Raw genomic sequence first — 20,550 nt, 5'->3', positions numbered from 1 at the left:
ACTCCGATCTTCGCACGCTGATCAAGCGGAATTTCGAGCCGCCCAGTTCCGCGGATCGACGCCGGGCATACTCGGGCGCCCGGTGCGCGCCAATTCGTGTTCGCGCCGGGAAACCAGCTTGTAGACCGGTGCGCTCGGCCCTGCCAGGGTGCCGCGCAATACCGGCGGCACCAGTGGCGGTGCGATATGCGCGGCACGGACGGCCTGGGCAAGCGTGCGGTAGGCGAGCTGCTCGGGTATCCCCCATCGCATGCCGTACATGTCGCGGATCCGCGGCGGCAGACTGCCCTGCACCAGCAGGAAGAACGCGGAGGTGACCTGCTGCAACGGCATTCGCTGCGGATACGGCACCCGCTGCCCGGCCAGATATGAGCCGACCAGCCTGGCCTCGTCGGTGAGGAACAGCTCATCGGAGCCGAGATAGGTGTCGAAGTATTTGCGGAACAGCGGGTAGCTACCCGGCGCAGCCTCGCGCGGCATGCCGAAAAGTTCGGCCCAGCGCACGTAGTCCTGGTAGAGCGCCTCGCGTTCGCCGTCGGTCAGCCGACGGACAAGCAGGTCGTACATGACCTCGGCGGAATCGAAGGTGAATGCCATCGTCATGAACATCAAATGCGGGTCGGCCGCGGAGTAGCCGGTGCCAGCAGGGTAGTGCGAACCCGCGTCTTCCGGCAGCGCCCCGCGCACCTTGCCATGCTTCTTGTGAGTGAAAGCCAGCGCCAGGTCCGCTTCGGCCTTGCTGCCGAGGAACACCGCCTCGAACAGTTTGCCGGTGAGCGCGAGCCGGGCGTATGGGGTCAGCCGGTGCTCGGTGTTCTCCGCGGTCCCGACGTAGAGCAGCGGGTGGACGGCACCGACAACGAGGGCCCGCTGCCCATAGGTGAGGCCGACCGCGCGCTTGCTCATGACCCGACGTGCCATGGAATTGTCGGCGAAATAACCGGGTGCGGACATTGGTGCCTCCTCGTCGAGCCATCTGGCAACAGCATCCACCAGAATGTCAATTCTGGCAATGCCCCATGCCAGAATTGTGACCGGGCAGATTCCCTACCGAAGCTCTGCCGATCCGGCACTGGTTGCCGCGCGACCGATCCGACACTGACAGAATCGAGCGGTGGCACAGCGGACCTACGGCGGCATCTCCGCGGACGAGCGGCGCGCGCAGCGGCGCGTGGCGCTGCTGGACGCCGCGCTCGAGATCATCGGCACCGACGGCCTCGCCAAACTCACCGTCTCAGGGCTGTGCGCGCAGGCCGGGCTCAACGAGCGGTACTACTACGAGAGCTTCGAAAGCCGCGACGCGGTTCTGACCGCGCTGATCGACGGGATCGCCGAGGAATTGGCGGGCGCGATCGTCACGGCGTTGCGGGCGGCGCCACCGGACACTCGCGGCAAAGCGCACGCCGCGATCACCGCGGGAATCCATCTACTCACCGATGACCCGCGCAAGGCCAAGGTCGCGCTCGTCGCGGGCATGGCGACACCGGAACTGCGCGCCAGGACCAACCACACGGTGCGCGTCTTCGCTCGACTCGTCGCCGCCGAGGGCATCGACTTCTACGGCGTCGCCGACCCGCCGGATCCGCTGATCGACTTCCGCGCGACCTATCTCGTCGGCGGACTCGTCCAAACCATGACCGCCTGGCTACAGGACGACCTGCCGCTGACTCGCGACGAGCTCATCGAGCACACAACCGATGTCTTCGTATTGCTCGGCGAAGACCTCGCGCGGCGACTGACATAGCCGAGACCTTTGCGGAGCTCGGGTCAGAGCATCAAAGGCACTGCCTGCGTAAACACCTGCTCGCCTTGGAGAATCACCCGAAAGGCGATGTCCCGTTTCGACCAGTAGTCGGCACAGTCGTTTACGGCCTCGACGAACCAATCGCGCTCAGCGGGCTGATCGACAAGTAGATCAGCCGAATCTCGGACCACCGCAACATATCCGGCCGCCTCGCCGACGAAATCATCCAAGTCGCGCAGACATTCGTCGAAGGCGTCCTTGTTCTCGCCGAAGTAGTAGGGGAACTGGAAAGCGGCGGCGAACTCGTCGAAGACACCACCGGTGGTAGTCATCTTCGGACCGCGCAGTTCGCGCACCACATAGCCCGACGGGGCACGATAACGCAGCGCGCTCAGCTCGGCGGAGTCGACGGCGAGCGCGCCGAGCGCGGGCAGGGACGCTCGACGTGCAGCCGGTCGGGCGGTGCGCCGGGATGTGCCGGATTCGGCGCTGCCCGGGCGGGCGAGAAACTGCGACAACGGGATCGGCTCGGTCATCAGCGCATCCTCGTGAAGGACTCGTAGTGGTCACCGGTGTACCAAGCGGAGCCGTCACTGCCGGTGACGATGCGCTCGGCGTCCCGAGATCGGTTGCGCTGCTTGGGGTTCACGTCCCATTCCTGGTAGGTGATCGACCTGCCCGCGGCGTCCTTGGCGGCCAGGGTGCCGCCACGGTTCATCCACCGATCACCGCCTTTGGTGCCCTGCGCGTTCGCCGAGCCGGGCCAGCGGCCAGCGTCGATCTCCACCAGGGTCACGTACGCGCGGTCGGGCACGCCAGGAGCGCGTGCGGCCACCGGTGCGGTGGTCCTGCCGAGCAGTGGTGTCGCGGTACTGCCGACCGGCGGTTCGGCCGCGGTCGCGCTGCGGGCCGTTGTGGTCGCCGAACCGAGAACCGAGCCACCGTCGCCGCCACGATTGAGCGCGATGAGCCCGACGACCGCCAGCAGCACGGCCAGAACGCCGAACACTGTGAAGCTGCTTCGCTTGCCCGCGATCATCGCCGCCACCCACCGGTCGAAACGGATTCGCGGCGCACACCGGGTCCATCCGCGAGAAAAGCGTCGAGGCACATGTTCCGGTCGCTCATCGGTACTGCACCGTGACCGGCGCGTGGTCGGACCAGCGCTGATCGTAGGCGGCGGCCCGCTCGACGACGGCTTGCTTGGCCCTTGCGGCCAGGTCGCCGCGGGCCAATTGGTAGTCGATGCGCCAGCCCGAGTCGTTGTCGAAGGCGCGGCCACGGTAGGACCACCAGCTGTAAGGCCCCTCTACTCCCGGATGCAGCCTGCGCACCACGTCGACATAGCCCGCGGCGAGCAGCTCGTCGATCCAGGCGCGCTCCTGCGGCAGGAATCCTGCCGACTTCAGATTTCCCTTCCAGTTCTTGATGTCGAGCTCCGACGGTGCGATGTTCCAGTCGCCGCTCACCACGAATTCACCGCCGCGGCCGGTCAGATACGCGCCGAGCTCGGCCATGAAGCGGTACTTCTCGTCCTGGCGCGGGGTACCGACATCACCGGAGTGCACATACACACTGGCCACGGTGACGTCGTCGAAGTCGGCCTCCAGATAGCGGCCGGAGGCATCGAATTCCTTGCTGCCGAAGCCGATTCGCACTTCCTGCGGCGCACGCCTCGACAGGATGCCGACACCGGCCCTGCCCTTGGCCTCCGGTTCGGCAAGGGCCAGCGACCAGCCGTCGGCAAGTGCGGGCGCCAGCGCCGCTCTGGTCTGCTCGTCGGTGGCGCGGGTCTCCTGTAGACAGACGATGTCGGCCTCGGTGGCCGCGAGCCAGGCGAGCATGCCTTTGCCCGCTGCGGCACGAACCCCATTGACGTTGACGGTTGCGATGATGGTCGGCACCTACCGACCGTACAATGCTGGTCAGATGAATTTCCCCGGACACTGCCGTCCAGGAAGGGGTGTCGACGATGACGTCTCACACCGCCACGTCCTCCGTCGCCAAGTCCGCGACCACTCCCCAGCCGATCAAAGCCCTGCACCTGGGTTCCGGCGACCCGGTGCTGTTGCTGCACGGCTTCCTGCTGTCGCCGCACTGTTGGGAACAGGTGGCCGTCCGGTTGTCCTCGAACTGTGAGGTGTTCGCGCCCGCGTTCGCCGGGCACTGGGGTGGCGGCCCGGTGGACGGCTGGTCGGTGGATGTGCACACCCTGGCCGACCGGATCGAAGACCAGCTCGACGAGCTCGGATGGCGCACCTGCCACATTGCGGGCAACTCACTCGGCGCCTGGGTCGGCTTCGAATTGGCCCGACGCGGCCGGGCGCGCACACTCACCGCGATCGCGCCCGCGGGCGGCTGGAACTCACCGTCGCTCACCCAATTGCGGGTCGGTTTGAAGTTCCTGTCACTGGTTCCGATCGTCGAAATCGGCAAACGCCTCGGCGACTTCGCGGTGCACAACATACTCACGCAACGATTCGCGCTGCTGGCACTGAGCAAGAACGCCTCGGCGGTTCCCCGCCGCGATATCGCCGCGATTATCGCGGCGGTGCTGCACTGCGACGCCATGCTGCCCTTCATTATCGGCAACCTGCGGGCCCCCGCGCTGGATAACCTCGCCACCCTCACCACCCCGGTGCGCCTGCTGATGGCCGAATACGACCGGGTGATCCCCAATCGCGTCTACGCCCGCCGCTTCCTGAGGGAACTCCCCGACTCCGCCGACCGCATCCTGGTCAACGGCGTCGGCCACGTCCCGATGCTGGAAGCCCCCGACCGCATCGCCACCCTCATCGCCGAACACATCTACGCCAGCCGCTCCCACCTGCGAGCGGTCTGAATCGGCAGATATTCACAGGTCAACGCCCGGGGGCGCGGCCGTGGTCACGCACCCGGGTCGAGATGCCTACTGGGCCAGCAGGCCCTTCGCGATGTGGGTCACCTGGATCTCGTTGCTGCCCGCGTAGATCATCAGCGACTTCGCGTCGCGGGCGAGCTGTTCCACGCGATATTCGGTCATGTAGCCGTTGCCGCCGAACAGCTGCACCGCTTCCATGGCCACCTCGGTGGCGGCCTCGGAGGCGTACAGCTTGATGGCAGAGGCCTCGGCGAGGGTGGGCGACTTGCCCGCCCTGCCCCGCTCCAGCGTGTTGAACACCATGTTCTGCACGTTCATTCGGGCGATCTCCATCTTGGCCAGCTTGAGCTGAACCAACTGGAAGCGTCCGATCTCCTGGCCCCACAGCTTGCGGTTCTTGGCGTAATCCAGGCACAGCCGATGGCATTCGTTGATGATGCCGAGTGCCATGAAGCCGACGCCGATGCGTTCGGCGGTGAAACTGGAGCGCGCGCTTTCCCTGCCGTCGCCACCCTTGTGCTCCTCGGTCTCGCCGAGCAATCGGTCCTTTGCCAGCCGGACGTTGTCGAAGAACAGCTCACCGGTCGGTGAGGCGTGCAGTCCCATCTTCTTGAACGGCTTGCCTTGGGTGAGACCATCCATGCCCGTGTCTAGGACAAAGGTGAGCACCTTGCGGTCGCGCTTGTCGACGCCTGCCCGCCCGTCGCCCGACCCCCACCCCTCATCGGATCGCTGCGCGATGCTGCGTTCGCCCTCATCGAGCTTCGCGTAGACAATCATCACATCGGCGAAGGGACCGTTGGTGATGAAGGTCTTCTGGCCGTTGAGGATGTAGTCCTCGCCGTCGCGCCGAACGTAGGTCTTCATGCCGCCGAAGGCATCCGAACCCGAGTCGGGCTCGGTAATCGCCCAGGCCGCAACCTTTTTCAAGGTCACGATGTCAGCGAGCCAACGCTCCTTCTGTGCCAGCGTGCCACGCGACATGATGGTCGTCGCACCGAGACCGATGCTGACACCGAGTGCGGTCACGATGCCCATGCAGACACCGGACAGCTCCCCGATCAGCACCGCCATCATCGATTCCTGACCAGCGAACGGGCTACCGCCGGAAGACTTCTCCGTCTTCTCCGGTAGCGGCTCGCCTGCCGCGATCGCGGCTTCGCGCGTGCGCTGCTTCGCGAGCAACTTCTCGATCGCTTCGCCGCCCATGGCGTCGATGCCGAAGGCGCTGAACAGCTTCCGGATGATGGGATACGGCGACATCGCACCGCTGTCGAGCGCGTCGAGGTTCGGCCGGACCTCCTTGTCGATGAAGGCGCGCACCGCCTCGCGGATCATCTCGTCGGTCTCGGACCATTCGAACATCGTCGTTCTCCTAATGTGATCAGCTGAGCGCAGTCCGTCCTCAGCCCGCGCACGGCCGGAGCGAAGGCGCAGGTGAGTTCCGTAAGTCAGGGCAGCCGGGCGGCGATATCGTCGATGAGCCATGGGCCCTCGGTCTCGATGGTCTTCACGTCATGCCAGCCTGCCAGTTCAGAGATGGCTTCGCCCTGAACCGCGAAAACCTTGCCGGTGACCTGGCACTTGTCCGAGGCTAGGTAGGCGACCAGCGGCGAGATATTGGCCGGGCTGAAGGAATCGAATTCGCCATCCTCGACCTCGACGCCAAGGATGGCGCCCATGCCGGGAGTGGCGAGAGTGAGCCGGGTGCGGGCGATCGGCGCGATCGCGTTGACGCGCACGCCGTAGCGTTCCAGCTCATCGGCGGCAACCAGGGTCAGCGCCGCGATCCCCGCTTTGGCGGCGCCGTAGTTGGCCTGACCGGCGTTCGGCACGGTGACACCCGAGGCGGACGCGGTGTTGACGACCGCGGCATTGGGCTGGTTGCCCGCCTTGGACTGCGCCTTCCAGTACGCGGCGGCGTGATGCAGCACCGCGGCATGACCCTTGAGATGCACGGCCACGACGGCATCCCACTGGGACTCCTCGAGACCGGCGATGAAGCCGTCACGCAGGATGCCCGCGTTGTTGATGACGATGTCGAGCCCACCGAGCTCCGAAACCGCCAGCTCAATGAGGTTCCTCGCGCCATCCCATGTCGCGACGTTGTCGGTGTTGGCGACGGCCTTACCGCCTGCGGCGACGATCTCGTTCGCGACGTCCTGCGCGGGGCCGACATCCGTGCCTTCACCGTCGTTGCTGCCGCCGAGATCGTTGACGACGACCGCCGCGCCCTCGCGGGCGAACAGCAGGGCGTGCTCACGGCCGATGCCGCGGCCCGCGCCGGTAATGACGGCGACCCGTCCTTCTAATGCACCCATGGAGTGCCTCCTGTCCTCGTCCCCCGCCATTCGGTATCCGCTTGTCCCCCAGCGATTCCGGTCGAAGCCGCAATCGCTTGGTCAGTCCGCGATTTCCGCCAGACCGTCGCTGAGCACGACGTCCTCGCCGCGCACGGTTTCGAAGGCGTAGGTGCTCATGCCGCCGGCCGAGCCGACCTTCCAGATCCGGGTCTCCAGATCGTCACCGGGGAAGACCATCTTGGCGAAGCGCACCGCGAATCGCCTCAGCCGGTGCGCATCCGAACCCGCGACCTCGGTGAGCACGGCCCACGAAGCGAAAGCCATGGTGCACAGGCCGTGCGCGATGATGCCGGGCAGCCCAGCGTCCTCGGCAACCTGCTTGTCCAGGTGCAGTGGCACCGGATCACCGGAGGCCGGTGCGTAGCGGAAGGTCTGGTCGAGGTCGACATGTTGCGGCACCACCGCGACCGGGTCCTGAGCCCGCAGGTTCTCGTCGAACTTGTGCGCGGGCGCCCCCGCACCGACCGTCTTACCGGCGTCGATATTGCGGAAGAAGGCGGTCAGATACTGCTCGTTGACCAACTCGCCTTCCTCGGTGCGGCATTCGACGAGGATGGTGATGGCGGTGCCGTTCGAGCGGCTGGTGTAGCCGGTCGCCTTGGCCCGTGAGACCAGCCGGTCTCCGGGCAGGATCGCGCGATGGAAGTGAAAATCCTGCTCCCCGTGCACGACTCGGCCGAAGATGTCCATCGGCGCCACGTCGATGACGGGCATCATCATGGCCTCGAAGACCGGCACGATGCCGAAGATCGGCGAGGCCACCTTCCCTGCCAGGTGTGCGTCGATCGGATCGTTGGTCGCGGCCGCGTACTGCGCGATCCGCTCCTGAACCACCTCGAATCGTTCATCGTCACACCATGTTTCGAGTCCGCTGTCGTCGAACTCCACCAACCGGGTCGCGGCGGCTTTCGCTGTCATCGCGCTCTCCTTCGTTCGGCTTGCCTCGCCTGGATTCGAGATCAGACCGAGGCCAGCGCGTCGAGCTGCTCGAGGGACTTGTCCAGCTGCTTCAGGCCGTCCTTCTCGACCGCCTTGCCGAGCGCGCCCTTGATCAGTGCGCCTTCGAAGTCACCGGAGACCAGGATGGTACTGCCCTCGCCCTTTGGCTGGATGTCGAAGGTGAATTCGGTCTTCACACCTGCCATTCCGGTGCCGCCGAGGGTGAGCCTGCTCGGCTGCTGCACAGAGACGACCGTCCATTCCAGCTTGTTCGCCATGCCTAGCATGACGATCTTCGCGACCAGCTTGGCGCCTTCGGTCAGGACGGCGGGCGGCTCCTCCATGAAGCGCTCGTGGATGGTGAACCACTTCTCCCAGCTGTTCGGGTCGGAGACGACGGCCCACAGTGCGTCGGGGGTGGCCTCGACATCCTTGGTTGCTTCGATGTGGCCCATGGTTTACTCCTCGTCGAGTGATGAAAGCTGTAGGTGTGCCCCGACTTTCGCGGGGCGAATGATCAGATCAGCGGTCGGCGCGCTGGTATGCGGTGACGACCGCGGCACCGCCGAGGCCGATGTTGTGCTGTAGCGCGGCGGTGATGTTGTCGACCTGACGCTTGGCGGCGGTGCCGCGCAGCTGCCAGGTGAGCTCGGAGCACTGCGCCAAACCCGTTGCGCCAAGGGGGTGTCCCTTGGAGATCAGACCACCGGAGGGGTTCACGACCCACTTGCCGCCGTAGGTGGTCTGGTCGTCGTCGATGAGCTTTCCCGCTTCGCCCTCGCCGCAGAGACCGAGTGCTTCGTAGAGCAGCAGCTCGTTGGCGGAGAAGCAGTCGTGCAGCTCGATGACCTGGAAGTCCTCGGCGCCGAGCCCGGCCTGTTCGTAAACCTTGCGCGCGGCTCGGACATTCATGTCGTAGCCGATCAGGTTCTTGGCGGTGTCGTCGAAGGTGGAGGCGAAGTCGGTGGTCATCGCCTGGCCGACGATCTCCACCGCCTGCGCGGCGAGATCGTGTTTGTTCACGAAGTCTTCGCTGGCCAAGATGACCGCGCCGGAACCGTCGGAGGTCGGCGAGCATTGCAGCTTGGTGAGCGGGGCGTAGATCATTCGCGAGCCGAGGATGTCGTCGAGCGAATACTCGTCCTGGAACTGTGAATACGGATTGTTCACCGAGTGCTTGTGGTTCTTGTACCCGATCTTCGCGAAATGCTCCGCGGTGGTGCCGTATTGCTTCATGTGCTCGCGGCCCGCGGCGCCGAACATCCACGGCGCGACGGGGAAGAGCACTTCGGAGATCTCGGCGAGCGCCATGATGTGCTTGGCCATCGGCTGCTCGCGGTCGTCCCATGTGGAACCGAGCGAACCGGGCTGCATCTTCTCGAATCCGAGTGCCAGCGCGCACTCCGCGAGCCCGCCCCGAATCGACTGTGCCGCAAGGTAGAGCGCGGTGGAGCCGGTCGAACAGTTGTTGTTGACGTTGACCACCGGGATACCGGTCATGCCGAGTTCGTAGACCGCGCGCTGCCCGGAGGTGGATTCGCCGTAGACGTACCCGACGTAGGCCTGCTCGACCTCGCGGTAGTCGATTCCGGCATCGGCGAGCGCCTTGGTGCCCGACTCGCGGGCCATGTCCGGGTAGTCCCAGTCGCTGCCGTCCTCGTTCTTGCGACGGCCCGGCTTCTCGAACTTCGTCATGCCGACGCCGACGACGTAGACCTTGTTCGCCATCGAACTCCTCACATAGTGTGCGCCTCGATCAAAAACAAACATACAGAGCTGTATGTAATGACGCAAGGCCGTCCGGTCGACCTGCGAATACATCCGCTCGACGAACTCCGACGGGATCGCCGCGGCGAAGGAAACCCTCGAGGACTACACGTTGCGCTTCGCGCCGCGTAGCTACCGGCTATCGGGCCGCACGCTCGGTGAGCGCGGCGGCCACCGCCGCGGAGGCGATCTGACGCAGGTGCACCGAGGCCCGCTGCCAACGACGGTGTGCCCGCTCGCGGTCCGGATCGATGAAGTTCGACACCAGGATGCCGCGCAGCGCGTCCATGGCGGTGTAGATGAAATCGCGAGTCTCCTTGCGGCGCATCTCATCCGGCACGAACCGTGCGACGGCCATCAGCACCGCGTTGTTGACGAACGGCTCGACCTTCTCCATCGCGGAGGCGAGCACCGAATCGGTCCGCCCCGCCACCCACAGCTCGACGGTCGCGATGAACAGCGGCCCCTGATGCAGCTCCCACAGGAACTCCAGCGCCACCGCGACCGGATCGTCGCCACCCTCGACCTTGACCATCTCCCGCATCGCCGTCTCCGCGCGCAGCTGGGCAAGGTGGCTGATGGCCGCGACGACCAGGTCGGTCTTGGATCCGAAATGATGAACCTGGGCGCCACGGGTAACACCCGCCCGCTCCGCGACGCGTGGTGTCGTCGTCCCCGCGTACCCGTATTCGACCAGGCAGTCGATCGTCGCATCGAGCAGGCGCGTGCGCATCTCACTGCTACGCTGCTCCTGCGTACGGCGCTGCTGTTTGGGCGCTACGGGGCTGGTCATTCCGGCGATTCTACACTTACATACAGATCTGTATGTTCAACCGATGCGACGAGCCCGCTTCTACCGACGTAGGCGAGCAACCGCAGGTGGGCGGCAGCCTCCGGTGCGGCGGCACATTCCGGCCCGAACATGCCGGGGCGGCGGAAATTATCGAAGTCCATCCCGTGCATGATCGCGAGCAATTCCTCGCAGAGTCGCTGGTCGAGGAGATCCTCCAGGCCCGAGGCGACAGCGATATCGAGGCCGTGCACGACGAGTTCGGTGAGGTGGATGATCGCGGCGAGCGAACCGGGAACCGCACCGAAGCCGAGGCGCACCGTCCGCTCGAGCGCGTCGGGGCGATGCCATGCCGCACGGTCGGTGATGGCGGCGTCGATATAGGCGCCATGGGGATCGGCCCCGAGCCAGTCGTCGTGATGATCGCGCCCCGGGTCAACGCCATGGAGTTGCGCCGCGAAGATGTTCATCCCACCGACCAGGTGATTGAGCAGCTCGCGCAGATCCCATTCCAGGCACGGCGTCGGCGCGTTCATACGGTCGGCGGGAACAGCTTCGACAATAACGGCCGTCATATCGATTGCCCGGTCGATGCGGTTGATCATGGCATTCATGTCTCGCTCCAGAAAGTGTTGGCGGCCAAGAGGATTGGTCCAGGACCGCCCAGGGAAGAAGAGCGGTTCATTGCGATCCTAAAAGCAGTTTGTAGCGGCGTTAATGCGAGATTAGCGCCCCGCCGCCATAAACGCAAGCGTGCGCTGCGTTAAGATGTTCGACATGGATGACCAATCCCGCGTCCGTCGCCCCGGCGGCCGCAGCGCCCGTGTCCGGGCGGCAGTGCACAAGGCCGTCACCGAGTTGGCCGCCGAACGTGGCTACGGAAACTTCACGGTCGCGGAGGTGGCGGCCAGGGCGGGTGTCGCCGATACGAGCATCTACCGCCGCTGGGGCAACCTGGAAGCGCTGGCCATGGACCTGGCCATCGACCGCCTGACCAGCCAATCCTCGATGCCCGACACCGGAACCCTCGACGGAGACCTGCGGGCCTACGCGGCAAAAGCCGCCGCCGACGTGAGCGGTCCCGATGGACTGGCCTTCCTTCGAACCATTCTGGCGCTCTTGGATACCGGCGAGGCTGGGGCACAAACGCGCGACCGCTTCCTTTCCGAACGCGGCGAGCAGATCCAGCGGATGCTCGCCAGCGCGGTCGCCCGCGACGAGAAGGTCCCTGAGGTCCTCGAAGTCGTCGACTTCATCCTGGCTCCGATGTACACCCGCACCTTGTTCGGAACCGGACCCCTCACGGCCGAGTATGTGGACACACTTGTCGATCGCCTGCTCACCGCGACGAACCGGCCGAATCACACCGGCTGACCGCTCGGGTGGCAAGCTTCCCGCGCTGCGTGCGGCCATGCCCAGCCGTCACGACGGAAGGCTCAGGAGGGCTGGGTGCGGCGGGAGGTCCAGACGGTGAAAGTGAACAGCACGACGCCTAGTACCGCGAGACCCGCGCCGACGGTGGCGGGAGCCGTGTAGCCGAGGCCCGCGGCGATGACGAGGCCGCCCAGCCAGGCGCCCGCGGCGTTGGCGATGTTGAGGGCGGCGTGATTGAGGGCGGCGGCGAGGGTTTGCGCGTCGGCGGCGACATCCATCAGGCGAGTTTGCAGGCCGGGGGCCAGTGCCGCGCCGGATGCGCCGATGAAGAAGGCACCGAGACCGGCGGTGTACGGATTGTGCGCGGCGGCAATGAATCCCGCGAGGATGACGACCATCGCAACGAGTGCGGCGAAGATGGCGAGGTCGACGCCACGGTCGGCGAGCACGCCGCCGATGATGTTGCCGACCACCATCCCGACGCCGAACAGCGCGAGCACCAGCGGGACCAGCCCCGCTTGCATACCGGAGACATCGGTGAGGGTGGTGGTGATGTAGGTGTAGACGGCGAACATGCCGCCGAAGCCGACCGCGCCGACGAGCAGGGTCAGCAGGACCTGCGGGCGACGCAGGGCGCCGAGTTCGGTCATCGGGTTGGTGGTCCGGAAGCCGGTGAGCTCCGGCACGTAGCGAATCAAGGCGGCCACGGTGGCCAATCCGATCACCGCGACCACGACGAAAGCGTTGCGCCAGCCGAGATGCTGGCCGAGCCAAGTGGCACTAGGAACGCCGACAACGTTGGCGGCGCTCAACCCCAGCATAACCGCGGCTACAGCTTTGGCCCGCTGCCCTACCGGGGCGAGGGTCGCGGCGGCCAGCGAGGCCACGCCGAAATATGCGCCGTGTGGCAGACCGGCAAGGAACCGCGCGACCACGAGGGTTTCGAAGCTCGGCGCGATTACGGTCAAAACATTTCCGATGGTGAACGCCACCATCAGCACGATAAGCAGTCGCTTGCGCGGCACCCGCGCGCACAATGCGGCGATCAGTGGAGCACCGACGACGACGCCGAGCGCGTATGCCGACACCGCATGCCCGGCCGTCGGCTCCGACACACCCATGGCACTCGCGATATCTGGCAGCAAACCCATCGTGACGAATTCGGTCGTCCCGATCCCGAACCCGCCGAGCGCGAGCGCGAGCATCGCCGGAATATGCCAATCCGTCCGCTCGGCCTCGACAAGTGCGGTGGGCGGCGCGGCTACGGTACTGGTCACGTATCCATGTAACCGTCGGCCACCAGGTTCCGCTTCCCGAGCCGACGTGAGTTCGCCCACGTCAGCACAAAGAAATCGAGTTCGGCATCCCGCAAGTACCCTATTCGGGCAGTCGCCGAGCGACTCCGGAAAACAGTGCGGGCACCCGTACCTCTGGCCGATTCCGGCGATCTGCAAGCAGTCGCCGACAGCAGGGTGCGGGTGCCCGTATGTCGCGCCGGCGCCGGAAGGTTCCGGCGCCGGTATCCACAGTCTCTAACGCAGTGCGCGGGCCAGGTTGGCGTCGAGCGCACCGAGGAATTCCTCAGTGGTGAGGTAGCCCTGGTCGCCGCCGACGAGCGCGGCCAGGTCCTTTGTCATCTGGCCGCCTTCGACGGTCTTGATGACGACGTCCTCGAGGGTCTGCGAGAAGCCGATCACCTCGGGGGTGTTGTCCAGCTTGCCACGATGCTCGAGGCCGCGGGTCCAGGCGAAGATCGACGCGATCGGGTTGGTCGAGGTCGGCTTGCCCTGCTGGTGCTGACGGTAGTGCCTGGTGACAGTGCCGTGTGCGGCCTCGGCCTCACAGGTGCGGCCGTCCGGGGTCAGCAGCACCGAGGTCATCAGGCCGAGCGAGCCGAAGCCCTGCGCGACCGTGTCGGACTGCACGTCGCCGTCGTAGTTCTTGCAGGCCCAGACGTAGCCGCCCTCCCATTTCATGGAGGAGGCGACCATGTCGTCGATCAGCCGGTGCTCGTAGGTGAGGCCCGCCGCGTCGAACTGGGTCTTGAACTCGGCGTCGAAGACCTCCTGGAAGGTGTCCTTGAACATGCCGTCGTAGGCCTTCAGGATGGTGTTCTTCGTGGAGAGATACACCGGATAGTTCTGCTGCAGGCCGTAGTTGAACGAGGCTCGCGCGAAATCGATGATCGACTCTTTGAAGTTGTACATCCCCATGATGACGCCGCCCGCTTCGGGCATCTTCACGACTTCGTGCTGGATCGGCTCGCTGCCGTCTTCCGGTGTGAAGGTCAGCGTGACGGTGCCCGCCTCATAGACCTTGAAGTCGGTGGCGCGGTACTGGTCACCGAAGGCGTGACGGCCGATGATGATCGGCTTGGTCCAGCCCGGCACCAGGCGCGGGACGTTCGAGATAATGATCGGGGCGCGGAAAATCGTGCCGCCGAGGATGTTGCGGATGGTGCCGTTGGGCGACCGCCACATCTTCTTCAGGCCGAACTCTTCGACGCGCGCCTCATCCGGGGTGATGGTGGCGCACTTGACGCCGACGCCGTGCTGCTTGATGGCGTTGGCGGCGTCGATGGTGACCTGGTCGTCTGTCTTGTCCCGGTACTCGATGCCGAGGTCGTAGTACTCGAGATTCAGGTCGAGATACGGATGGATCAGCTTGTCCTTGATGAACTGCCAGATGATCCGGGTCATCTCGTCGCCGTCGAGTTCGACGACAGTGCCTTCAACCTTGATTTTGGACATGGATCTTCGTGTCCTCCTAGGATGGTGCCCTCATTGCACGGCCAGGCGAAAACGCTTGTGAGCGGACCCCAGCTGTTTCAACAGACAACGTATATGCCCCGCGTTGTCCGCGAGACGTGTGGTGCAAACAAGACAAGCGTACTGCTGCTAATAATCTCGCCGCTCGGGCAGCCCCCCGATTTTGTGCGCCCGAAATAGTTACCGGCAAGTAGGTAATGAGTGGCTCGGGTCACTCGCACGCCGATGGCAACCGAGGCGTAGCGGCCGTCACCACGGCAAGCCGAAAAAAAGCCCGCGTACCCCACCCGAGCGGATGCGATACGCGGACTTCGTTTGTCGTGAGAGGAAGATCTCAGACCCCGACGTGGACCCGAGCCCCGTCCTCCGAGCCCTCGATCAGGTTCTCCGGCTTGTCCCTGATCATGAACGCGATCACGGGGACGGCGGCGAGGAAGAAACCCGCACCGACATAGAAGGCCACGTCGTAGCTGTGGATCGAGGCACGGGCGACCAGATTGTCGAGCGTCGAATTGCCCTCGGCGAACGACTTGGCCGTCTGCACCGAGATGGTGGTCAGCAGAGCGGTACCGACCGCGCCGCCGACCTGCTGCGCCGCGTTGAGCAACGCACTGGCCACACCCGAGTCCGCTTCCTCGACCTGATGCAGCGCGACGGTCTGCATGCCGACGAACAGCGGGCCCATGCCGAGCGCGATCAGCACCTGAGCGGGCAGCACACTCACCGCGTAGCTGTCGCCGAAGCTCAGCTGCGCGAGCCACAGCAGACCGAGGACGCCGAGCACCGAGCCGACGAGCATGAGCGGACGCGGGCCGATCTTCGGCAGCAGCGCACTGGTGACGCCCGCGCCGACCGCGATTCCGACGGGGAAGGGCAGGAAGGCGAATCCGGCCTTCAGCGACGAGTAGCCGAGCGTGACCTGGAAGTAGTAGCTCAGGAACAAGAACATCGCGAACATTGCGATCGGGACGAGCAGCGCGGCGAGGAATGCGCCACCACGGTTGATCTCACCCGGGATATGCAGCGGCAGCAATGGATTCGATGAGCGACGCTCGATCGCGACGAACGCGATCAGCAGTGCGACACCCACGACGAGCAGCCCGAGGGTGCTGCCCGCCAGCCAGCCGTCGTCGGCGGCGCGGCTGAAGCCGTACACGATGGCGATCAGTCCGAGGGTGACGGTGAACGCGCCCGGCACGTCGTAGCCGCCGGTGCGCGAAGTCGGTATGTCCTTCGCCACAAACGCCAGCGCGCCGAGCAGGGCCAGGATCGCGATCGGGGTGTTCACCAGCAGGCACCAACGCCAGGAGGCGTACTCGGTGAGTGCGCCACCCGCGATCAGGCCCAGTGCCGCTCCACCCGCCGAGATTCCGGCGAAGATACCGAACGCGGTCGCGCGCTCCTTGGCCTCGGTGAAGGTCACCGACAACAGCGAAAGTGCCGCGGGCGCAAGCAAAGCCGCGAACGCACCTTGAAGCGCGCGGCCCGCGAACAACTCGGCGCCGTTCTGCGCGAGCCCGGCAAGCGCGGAGGCCGCGGCGAATCCGATGAGGCCGACAATGAAGATCCGACGCCTGCCGAGGTAGTCGGCAAGGCGACCGCCGAGCAGCAACAGGCCACCGAAGATCAGCGTGTAGGCGGTCAGCATCCATTGCTTGTTGCCATCACTGATATCGAGATCACGTTGCGCGAATGGCAGCGAGATGGTGACGATGGTGGCATCCAGCACCACCATGAGCTGGGCCAATGCGATCACCCCCAGGGCCAACCAACGCGCCGAACTGCTCTGCTTTTCGGGAACGTCCACCGCTGTCGCAGTCTCGGTCATCGTGCTCTCCTCGTAACTCGAAGTAGTGCGATCATCTTGTCATCATCAGACATTTGTCGTCAAGGGAAAAATGTCGCAATACGACATTTGGCTGCTAACGACACAAAACGGCCCGATTGCGATAGAATGGCAGAATGCTCGAGTCATCAACGCCGACCGGCGCGAGCGCCGCAGCGGACTCCCCTGCCAGCGCCGAGGCGAACCAGGACCATGCCGCGAACCCGGTGCCCGCCGGCCTGCGTGAGCGCAAGAAGCAGCAGACGCGGCTGCGCATCATCGAGGTCGGACTCGACCTCTGCGACGCGCGCGGCTTCGATGCCACGACTGTCGAGCAGATCGCCAACGCCGCGGACATATCGCCGCGCACGATCAACCGCTACTTCGACAGCAAAGAGGACATCGTCCTCGGCCCGATCAAAGACTTCGGCGCCACTGTCGCCGAAACTCTGCGCGGACTCCCTGTGACCGGCAACGAGCTGGATACGCTGCGTCAAGCCTTCCTGCGGACCATCGACCGCGCGATCGACGGAAATGATGAGCTGGTCTCGTTCCGGCAGTTCCAGCAAATGCAGCGCATCCTGCGCAGCAGCCCGTCGGTCAGTGCGCGCAGCCTCGAACATGCCGACCACAAGTCCATCGCGATCGCCGAGGTGATCGCCGAACGACTCCACACCGAACCCGAATCGGTGCAGGTGCGGCTGATCGTCGGCGCCTGGCAGCTGATCGGGCAGCTCGGTATGGAGTGCTCGGTCGAGATGTTCGACGAGGGCGACCCGACGGCCGCGGCCATGGCGGGCCGCGCCGCGTTCCTCTCGACCTACGACGAGTTCGTGCGCATCGTCTGTATCCCCCAGGCCAGCGAAACCCACTGAGTTCGGCAGCAGATTCGATCATCGCCCGACCGCCAGCTATGATGCCGATCAGGTCATGAGTGCCAGCGCGAAGCCCCGGCTTGCTGGACGGCAACCCTCCAGCAGCGGTGGGGTGCTCCGGGTGATGACCGGGCTCTCGAAAGCCGAGAGCAAGCGCGCACTTCAGGAGGTACCCCCAATGTGTTGTTGTCCGTCGCCCCCACCCCGTTAGCAAGTAGTTCTGGCGAACAACCCTTTTGGAGCAAGACATGAGTGACCCCATCGCGTCCGCAGCCGATATCGATCCGACCGTTCCGTCCGATCCGGCTGCTCAGTCCGATCCGACGCAGTGGTCCTTCGAGACCAAGCAGGTCCACGCGGGACAGGCCCCCGACGAGACCACCGGCGCACGTGCCCTCCCGATCTACCAGACCACCTCCTACGCCTTCCGCGATACCGATCACGCGGCGGCGCTGTTCGGTCTCGCCGAGCCGGGCAACATCTACACCAGGATCATGAATCCGACCCAGGACGTGGTCGAGCAGCGCATCGCCGCCCTCGAGGGCGGTGTCGCCGCGCTGCTGCTCGCCTCAGGGCAGGCCGCGGAGACCTACGCGATCCTCAACCTGGCTTCGGCCGGTGATCACATCGTTTCCAGCCCGCACCTGTACGGCGGCACCTACAACCTCTTCCACTACACGCTGCCCAAGCTCGGCATCGAGGTCTCCTTCGTGGCCGACCCCGACGACCTGGCGCAGTGGCGAGCGGCCATCCGGCCGAACACCAAGGCGTTCTACGGCGAGACCATCGCCAACCCGAGCAGCGCCATTTTCGATATTCGCGGCATAGCGGACATCGCACACGCGGTCGGACTGCCGCTGATCGTGGACAACACCGTCGCGACCCCGTACCTGATCCAGCCGTTCGCGCACGGCGCGGACATCGTCGTGCACTCGGCGACGAAGTATCTCGGCGGCCACGGCACGGCGGTCGCGGGCGTGATCGTCGATGGCGGGGCGTTCGACTGGGCTGTCCGTGATGAGAACGGCCAGGCGCGGTTCCCCGGCTTCACCACCCCTGACCCGAGCTACCACGGTGTCGTGTTCGCCGATCTCGGCGCGCCCGCCTACGCGCTCAAGGCGCGCGTGCAGCTGCTGCGCGACCTCGGCGCTGCGGTATCGCCGTTCAACGCGTTCCTGATCAGCCAGGGCGTCGAGACGCTGAGCCTGCGCATCGAGCGGCATGTCGCCAACGCGCAGGCGGTGGCCGAGTTCCTGACCACGCAGCCCGGCGTCGAGTCGGTGGCCTACGCGGGCCTGCCGTCCTCACCGTGGCACGAGCGCGCCAAACAGCTCGCACCCAAGGGGCCCGGCGCGATCATCGCGTTCGAACTGAGCGGCGGTGTCGATGCGGGCAAGAAGTTCGTTGACGCATTAGCCCTGCACAGCCATGTCGCTAACATCGGTGATGTGCGTTCTCTCGTGATCCATCCCGCCTCGACCACGCACTCACAGCTGACACCCGAGGAGCAGTTGACCTCCGGTGTCACGCCGGGGCTGGTCCGGTTGGCGGTGGGCATCGAGGGAATCGACGACATCCTTGCCGATCTACGCGCCGGTTTCGCGGCGGTAGCGACGTGAGCGTGAGCGCCGAACCGAGTACCGTGCGATCCGCGTCGGCGGTGGCCCTGCCACCGCCGGACGGGCGCCTCGGCATGATCGCCATCGGGGAAGTGCGGCTGGAGAACGGCGCGGCTGTCCCCAACGTGCACCTTGCCGTGCAGCGCTGGGGTGAGCTCTCCCCGACGCTGGACAACGTCGTGCTCGTCGAACACGCGCTGACCGGCGACTCGCATGTGATCGGCCGTCCGGACGACATCCATCAGCTACCGGGTTGGTGGGACGGCATGGTCGGCCCGGGCGCGCCGCTCGATACCGACGAGTGGTGTGTCATCGCGACCAACGTGCTCGGCGGCTGTAAGGGCAGTACCGGTCCCACCTCGCTGGCTCCGGACGGAAAGCCTTGGGGTGCACGGTTTCCCGACGTTTCGATCCGAGATCAGGTGCATGCGGAAGTAGCACTGATGGACCTGCTCGGCATCGAAAGGCTCGCCGCCGTTGTCGGCGGGTCCATGGGCGGCATGCGGGTGCTGGAGTGGATGGTCGGCGCACCGGATCGGGTCGCTGCGGCACTGGTGCTCGCCGTCGGCGCGCGCGCGACCGCCGACCAGATCGGCACGCAGACAACGCAAATCGCCGCCATCAAGGCCGACCCCGACTGGCAGGGCGGCAACTATCACGACACCGATCGCGCGCCGATGGTCGGCATGGGCATCGCACGGCGCATCGCGCACCTGACGTATCGGACCGAGTCCGAGCTCGACCATCGGTTCGAGAACAGCGCACAGGGCGACGAGGATCCCAGGCGCGGCGGCCGTTACGCGGTGCAGAGTTATCTGGATCATCAGGCGAGCAAGCTCTGTAGCCGTTTCGATCCGGCTACCTATGTGCTGCTCACCGAGGCGATGAACAGGCACGACATCGGGCGGGGGCGCGGCGGCATCGAGGCCGCGCTCGCCGCGACGCCGGTGCCGTGCGTGGTGGGCGGCGTCGATTCCGATCGGCTGTATCCGCTGCGCACCCAGCAGGAGTTGGCCGACGGGCTGCCCGGCTGCGACGGGCTGGAGATCGTGCATTCACGTGACGGCCACGACGGCTTCCTCACCGAGGCGGCCGCGGTGTCGAAGCTGCTGACCGAGACGATGCGGCTTGCCAGGGTGCACCGCGAGGCCGACTGAGACCCACTCCTGGGAGCAGGGCGAACACCCTGCTCTCGAGGCCTGCCCTCAGCTCGCCGCGATACGCCTTGCCTGCTCAACGCGATTGATATTGGTCTCGATCCACTCGCGCAGCGCCGCGATCGGGGTGCGCAGGCTGTGGCCGAGCTCGGTCAGGTCGTAGTCGACGCGCGGCGGAATGGTGGGATGCACTGTGCGCGTGACAAATCCATCCGTTTCCAGCTGGCGCAACGTTTGCGTCAGCATCTTCTGCGAGACGCCATCGATGCGACGGTGCAAGTCGGTGTAGCGCATCGTCCCGTCGGCGAGCGCGTCGACGATCAGCACTGTCCACTTGCCCGCGACATGGTCGAGAAGTTGCCTGGTCGGGCATTTGGCCGAGTAGACATCGGCAGGCAGACCACTGGCCTCATGGATCGTACTCATTTTTCCGAGTGTAACGCACTTTTAAGTGCCGTCTTCCCATTGG

Annotated in this window: 21 protein-coding genes and 1 riboswitch; of the genes, 6 read left to right on the top strand and 15 right to left on the bottom strand. The window is 65.6% G+C overall.

What is annotated here, in order from left to right:
- Nucleotides 1-21: 21 nt before the first annotated feature.
- The gene (locus tag ACLMAJ_RS06840; protein WP_412012655.1) at nucleotides 22-954 is read right to left on the bottom strand and encodes an oxygenase MpaB family protein; all 933 of its coding nucleotides are present in this window, start codon (nucleotides 952-954) and stop codon (nucleotides 22-24) included.
- Nucleotides 955-1,114: 160 nt separating this feature from the next.
- On the opposite strand from ACLMAJ_RS06840, the gene ACLMAJ_RS06835 reads away from it, so the two are divergent.
- Nucleotides 1,115-1,744 (top strand): TetR/AcrR family transcriptional regulator, encoded by a 630-nt coding sequence (locus tag ACLMAJ_RS06835; RefSeq protein ID WP_412012654.1) that lies wholly within the window; start codon nucleotides 1,115-1,117, stop codon nucleotides 1,742-1,744.
- A 23-nt stretch (nucleotides 1,745-1,767) separates the two neighbouring features.
- On the opposite strand, the gene ACLMAJ_RS06830 is transcribed toward ACLMAJ_RS06835, so the two are convergent.
- The 3 genes from ACLMAJ_RS06830 to ACLMAJ_RS06820 form a co-directional block, all read right to left on the bottom strand.
- Nucleotides 1,768-2,280, bottom strand: a complete 513-nt coding sequence (locus ACLMAJ_RS06830; protein ID WP_412012653.1) for a barstar family protein — start codon at nucleotides 2,278-2,280, stop codon at nucleotides 1,768-1,770.
- Nucleotides 2,280-2,783 carry a ribonuclease domain-containing protein gene (locus ACLMAJ_RS06825; RefSeq protein ID WP_412012652.1) on the bottom strand — a complete coding sequence of 168 codons (504 nt, stop codon included), beginning with the start codon at nucleotides 2,781-2,783 and terminating at the stop codon, nucleotides 2,280-2,282. Before ACLMAJ_RS06825 ends, ACLMAJ_RS06830 begins: the two co-directional genes overlap by 1 nt.
- A gap of 85 nt (nucleotides 2,784-2,868) precedes the next feature.
- Entirely contained in the window at nucleotides 2,869-3,648 is a 780-nt protein-coding gene (locus ACLMAJ_RS06820; RefSeq protein ID WP_412012651.1) for an exodeoxyribonuclease III, read from the bottom strand.
- Nucleotides 3,649-3,716: 68 nt separating this feature from the next.
- Here ACLMAJ_RS06820 and ACLMAJ_RS06815 point away from each other — a divergent pair, with 68 nt between their 5' ends.
- A complete protein-coding gene (locus tag ACLMAJ_RS06815) occupies nucleotides 3,717-4,586 on the top strand; it encodes an alpha/beta fold hydrolase (RefSeq protein WP_412012650.1) in 870 nt (289 codons plus the stop codon).
- 66 nt (nucleotides 4,587-4,652) lie between these two features.
- Here ACLMAJ_RS06815 and ACLMAJ_RS06810 read toward each other — a convergent pair whose 3' ends face one another.
- From ACLMAJ_RS06810 to ACLMAJ_RS06780, 7 genes are all read right to left on the bottom strand, one after another.
- The gene (locus ACLMAJ_RS06810) at nucleotides 4,653-5,969 is read right to left on the bottom strand and encodes an acyl-CoA dehydrogenase family protein (RefSeq protein ID WP_412012649.1); all 1,317 of its coding nucleotides are present in this window, start codon (nucleotides 5,967-5,969) and stop codon (nucleotides 4,653-4,655) included.
- An 86-nt stretch (nucleotides 5,970-6,055) separates the two neighbouring features.
- A complete protein-coding gene (locus ACLMAJ_RS06805) occupies nucleotides 6,056-6,925 on the bottom strand; it encodes an SDR family oxidoreductase (protein ID WP_412012648.1) in 870 nt (289 codons plus the stop codon).
- An 81-nt stretch (nucleotides 6,926-7,006) separates the two neighbouring features.
- On the bottom strand, nucleotides 7,007-7,885 hold the full coding sequence (locus ACLMAJ_RS06800) for a MaoC/PaaZ C-terminal domain-containing protein (protein ID WP_412012647.1): 879 nt from the start codon (nucleotides 7,883-7,885) through the stop codon (nucleotides 7,007-7,009).
- Nucleotides 7,886-7,926: 41 nt separating this feature from the next.
- Nucleotides 7,927-8,361: a type II toxin-antitoxin system Rv0910 family toxin gene (locus ACLMAJ_RS06795; protein WP_412012646.1), complete on the bottom strand. Its 435-nt coding sequence runs from the start codon at nucleotides 8,359-8,361 to the stop codon at nucleotides 7,927-7,929.
- A gap of 67 nt (nucleotides 8,362-8,428) precedes the next feature.
- On the bottom strand, nucleotides 8,429-9,634 hold the full coding sequence (locus tag ACLMAJ_RS06790) for a lipid-transfer protein (protein WP_412012645.1): 1,206 nt from the start codon (nucleotides 9,632-9,634) through the stop codon (nucleotides 8,429-8,431).
- A 178-nt stretch (nucleotides 9,635-9,812) separates the two neighbouring features.
- Nucleotides 9,813-10,466, bottom strand: coding sequence for a TetR/AcrR family transcriptional regulator (locus ACLMAJ_RS06785; protein WP_412012644.1), 654 nt, complete (start codon nucleotides 10,464-10,466; stop codon nucleotides 9,813-9,815).
- Nucleotides 10,463-11,077 carry a TIGR03086 family metal-binding protein gene (locus ACLMAJ_RS06780; protein WP_412012643.1) on the bottom strand — a complete coding sequence of 205 codons (615 nt, stop codon included), beginning with the start codon at nucleotides 11,075-11,077 and terminating at the stop codon, nucleotides 10,463-10,465. Before ACLMAJ_RS06780 ends, ACLMAJ_RS06785 begins: the two co-directional genes overlap by 4 nt.
- Before the next feature lie 163 nt (nucleotides 11,078-11,240).
- On the opposite strand from ACLMAJ_RS06780, the gene ACLMAJ_RS06775 reads away from it, so the two are divergent.
- On the top strand, nucleotides 11,241-11,837 hold the full coding sequence (locus ACLMAJ_RS06775) for a TetR/AcrR family transcriptional regulator (protein WP_412012642.1): 597 nt from the start codon (nucleotides 11,241-11,243) through the stop codon (nucleotides 11,835-11,837).
- Nucleotides 11,838-11,899: 62 nt separating this feature from the next.
- Here ACLMAJ_RS06775 and ACLMAJ_RS06770 read toward each other — a convergent pair whose 3' ends face one another.
- The 3 genes from ACLMAJ_RS06770 to ACLMAJ_RS06760 form a co-directional block, all read right to left on the bottom strand.
- Nucleotides 11,900-13,042: an MFS transporter gene (locus tag ACLMAJ_RS06770; protein ID WP_412012841.1), complete on the bottom strand. Its 1,143-nt coding sequence runs from the start codon at nucleotides 13,040-13,042 to the stop codon at nucleotides 11,900-11,902.
- Between the two features lie 327 nt (nucleotides 13,043-13,369).
- Nucleotides 13,370-14,587: an NADP-dependent isocitrate dehydrogenase gene (locus ACLMAJ_RS06765; RefSeq protein WP_412012641.1), complete on the bottom strand. Its 1,218-nt coding sequence runs from the start codon at nucleotides 14,585-14,587 to the stop codon at nucleotides 13,370-13,372.
- Nucleotides 14,588-14,939: 352 nt separating this feature from the next.
- On the bottom strand, nucleotides 14,940-16,433 hold the full coding sequence (locus ACLMAJ_RS06760) for an MFS transporter (RefSeq protein WP_412012640.1): 1,494 nt from the start codon (nucleotides 16,431-16,433) through the stop codon (nucleotides 14,940-14,942).
- A gap of 134 nt (nucleotides 16,434-16,567) precedes the next feature.
- On the opposite strand from ACLMAJ_RS06760, the gene ACLMAJ_RS06755 reads away from it, so the two are divergent.
- From ACLMAJ_RS06755 to metX, 3 genes are all read left to right on the top strand, one after another.
- On the top strand, nucleotides 16,568-17,305 hold the full coding sequence (locus tag ACLMAJ_RS06755) for a TetR family transcriptional regulator (protein ID WP_412012639.1): 738 nt from the start codon (nucleotides 16,568-16,570) through the stop codon (nucleotides 17,303-17,305).
- A gap of 51 nt (nucleotides 17,306-17,356) precedes the next feature.
- A riboswitch (SAM riboswitch) is annotated at nucleotides 17,357-17,467 on the top strand.
- An 86-nt stretch (nucleotides 17,468-17,553) separates the two neighbouring features.
- Entirely contained in the window at nucleotides 17,554-18,924 is a 1,371-nt protein-coding gene (locus ACLMAJ_RS06750) for a bifunctional o-acetylhomoserine/o-acetylserine sulfhydrylase (protein WP_412012638.1), read from the top strand.
- 41 nt (nucleotides 18,925-18,965) lie between these two features.
- The gene (gene metX / locus ACLMAJ_RS06745) at nucleotides 18,966-20,081 is read left to right on the top strand and encodes a homoserine O-acetyltransferase MetX (RefSeq protein ID WP_412012840.1); all 1,116 of its coding nucleotides are present in this window, start codon (nucleotides 18,966-18,968) and stop codon (nucleotides 20,079-20,081) included.
- A gap of 48 nt (nucleotides 20,082-20,129) precedes the next feature.
- Here metX and ACLMAJ_RS06740 read toward each other — a convergent pair whose 3' ends face one another.
- Nucleotides 20,130-20,507, bottom strand: a complete 378-nt coding sequence (locus tag ACLMAJ_RS06740; RefSeq protein ID WP_412012637.1) for a winged helix-turn-helix transcriptional regulator — start codon at nucleotides 20,505-20,507, stop codon at nucleotides 20,130-20,132.
- Nucleotides 20,508-20,550 lie beyond the last annotated feature (43 nt).

The organism is Nocardia arseniciresistens (genome assembly GCF_046764875.1).
Classification (GTDB): domain Bacteria; phylum Actinomycetota; class Actinomycetes; order Mycobacteriales; family Mycobacteriaceae; genus Nocardia; species Nocardia arseniciresistens.
The sequence above is the reverse complement of the archived record's forward strand: the minus strand, read 5'-3'. Positions and strand labels throughout refer to the sequence as shown.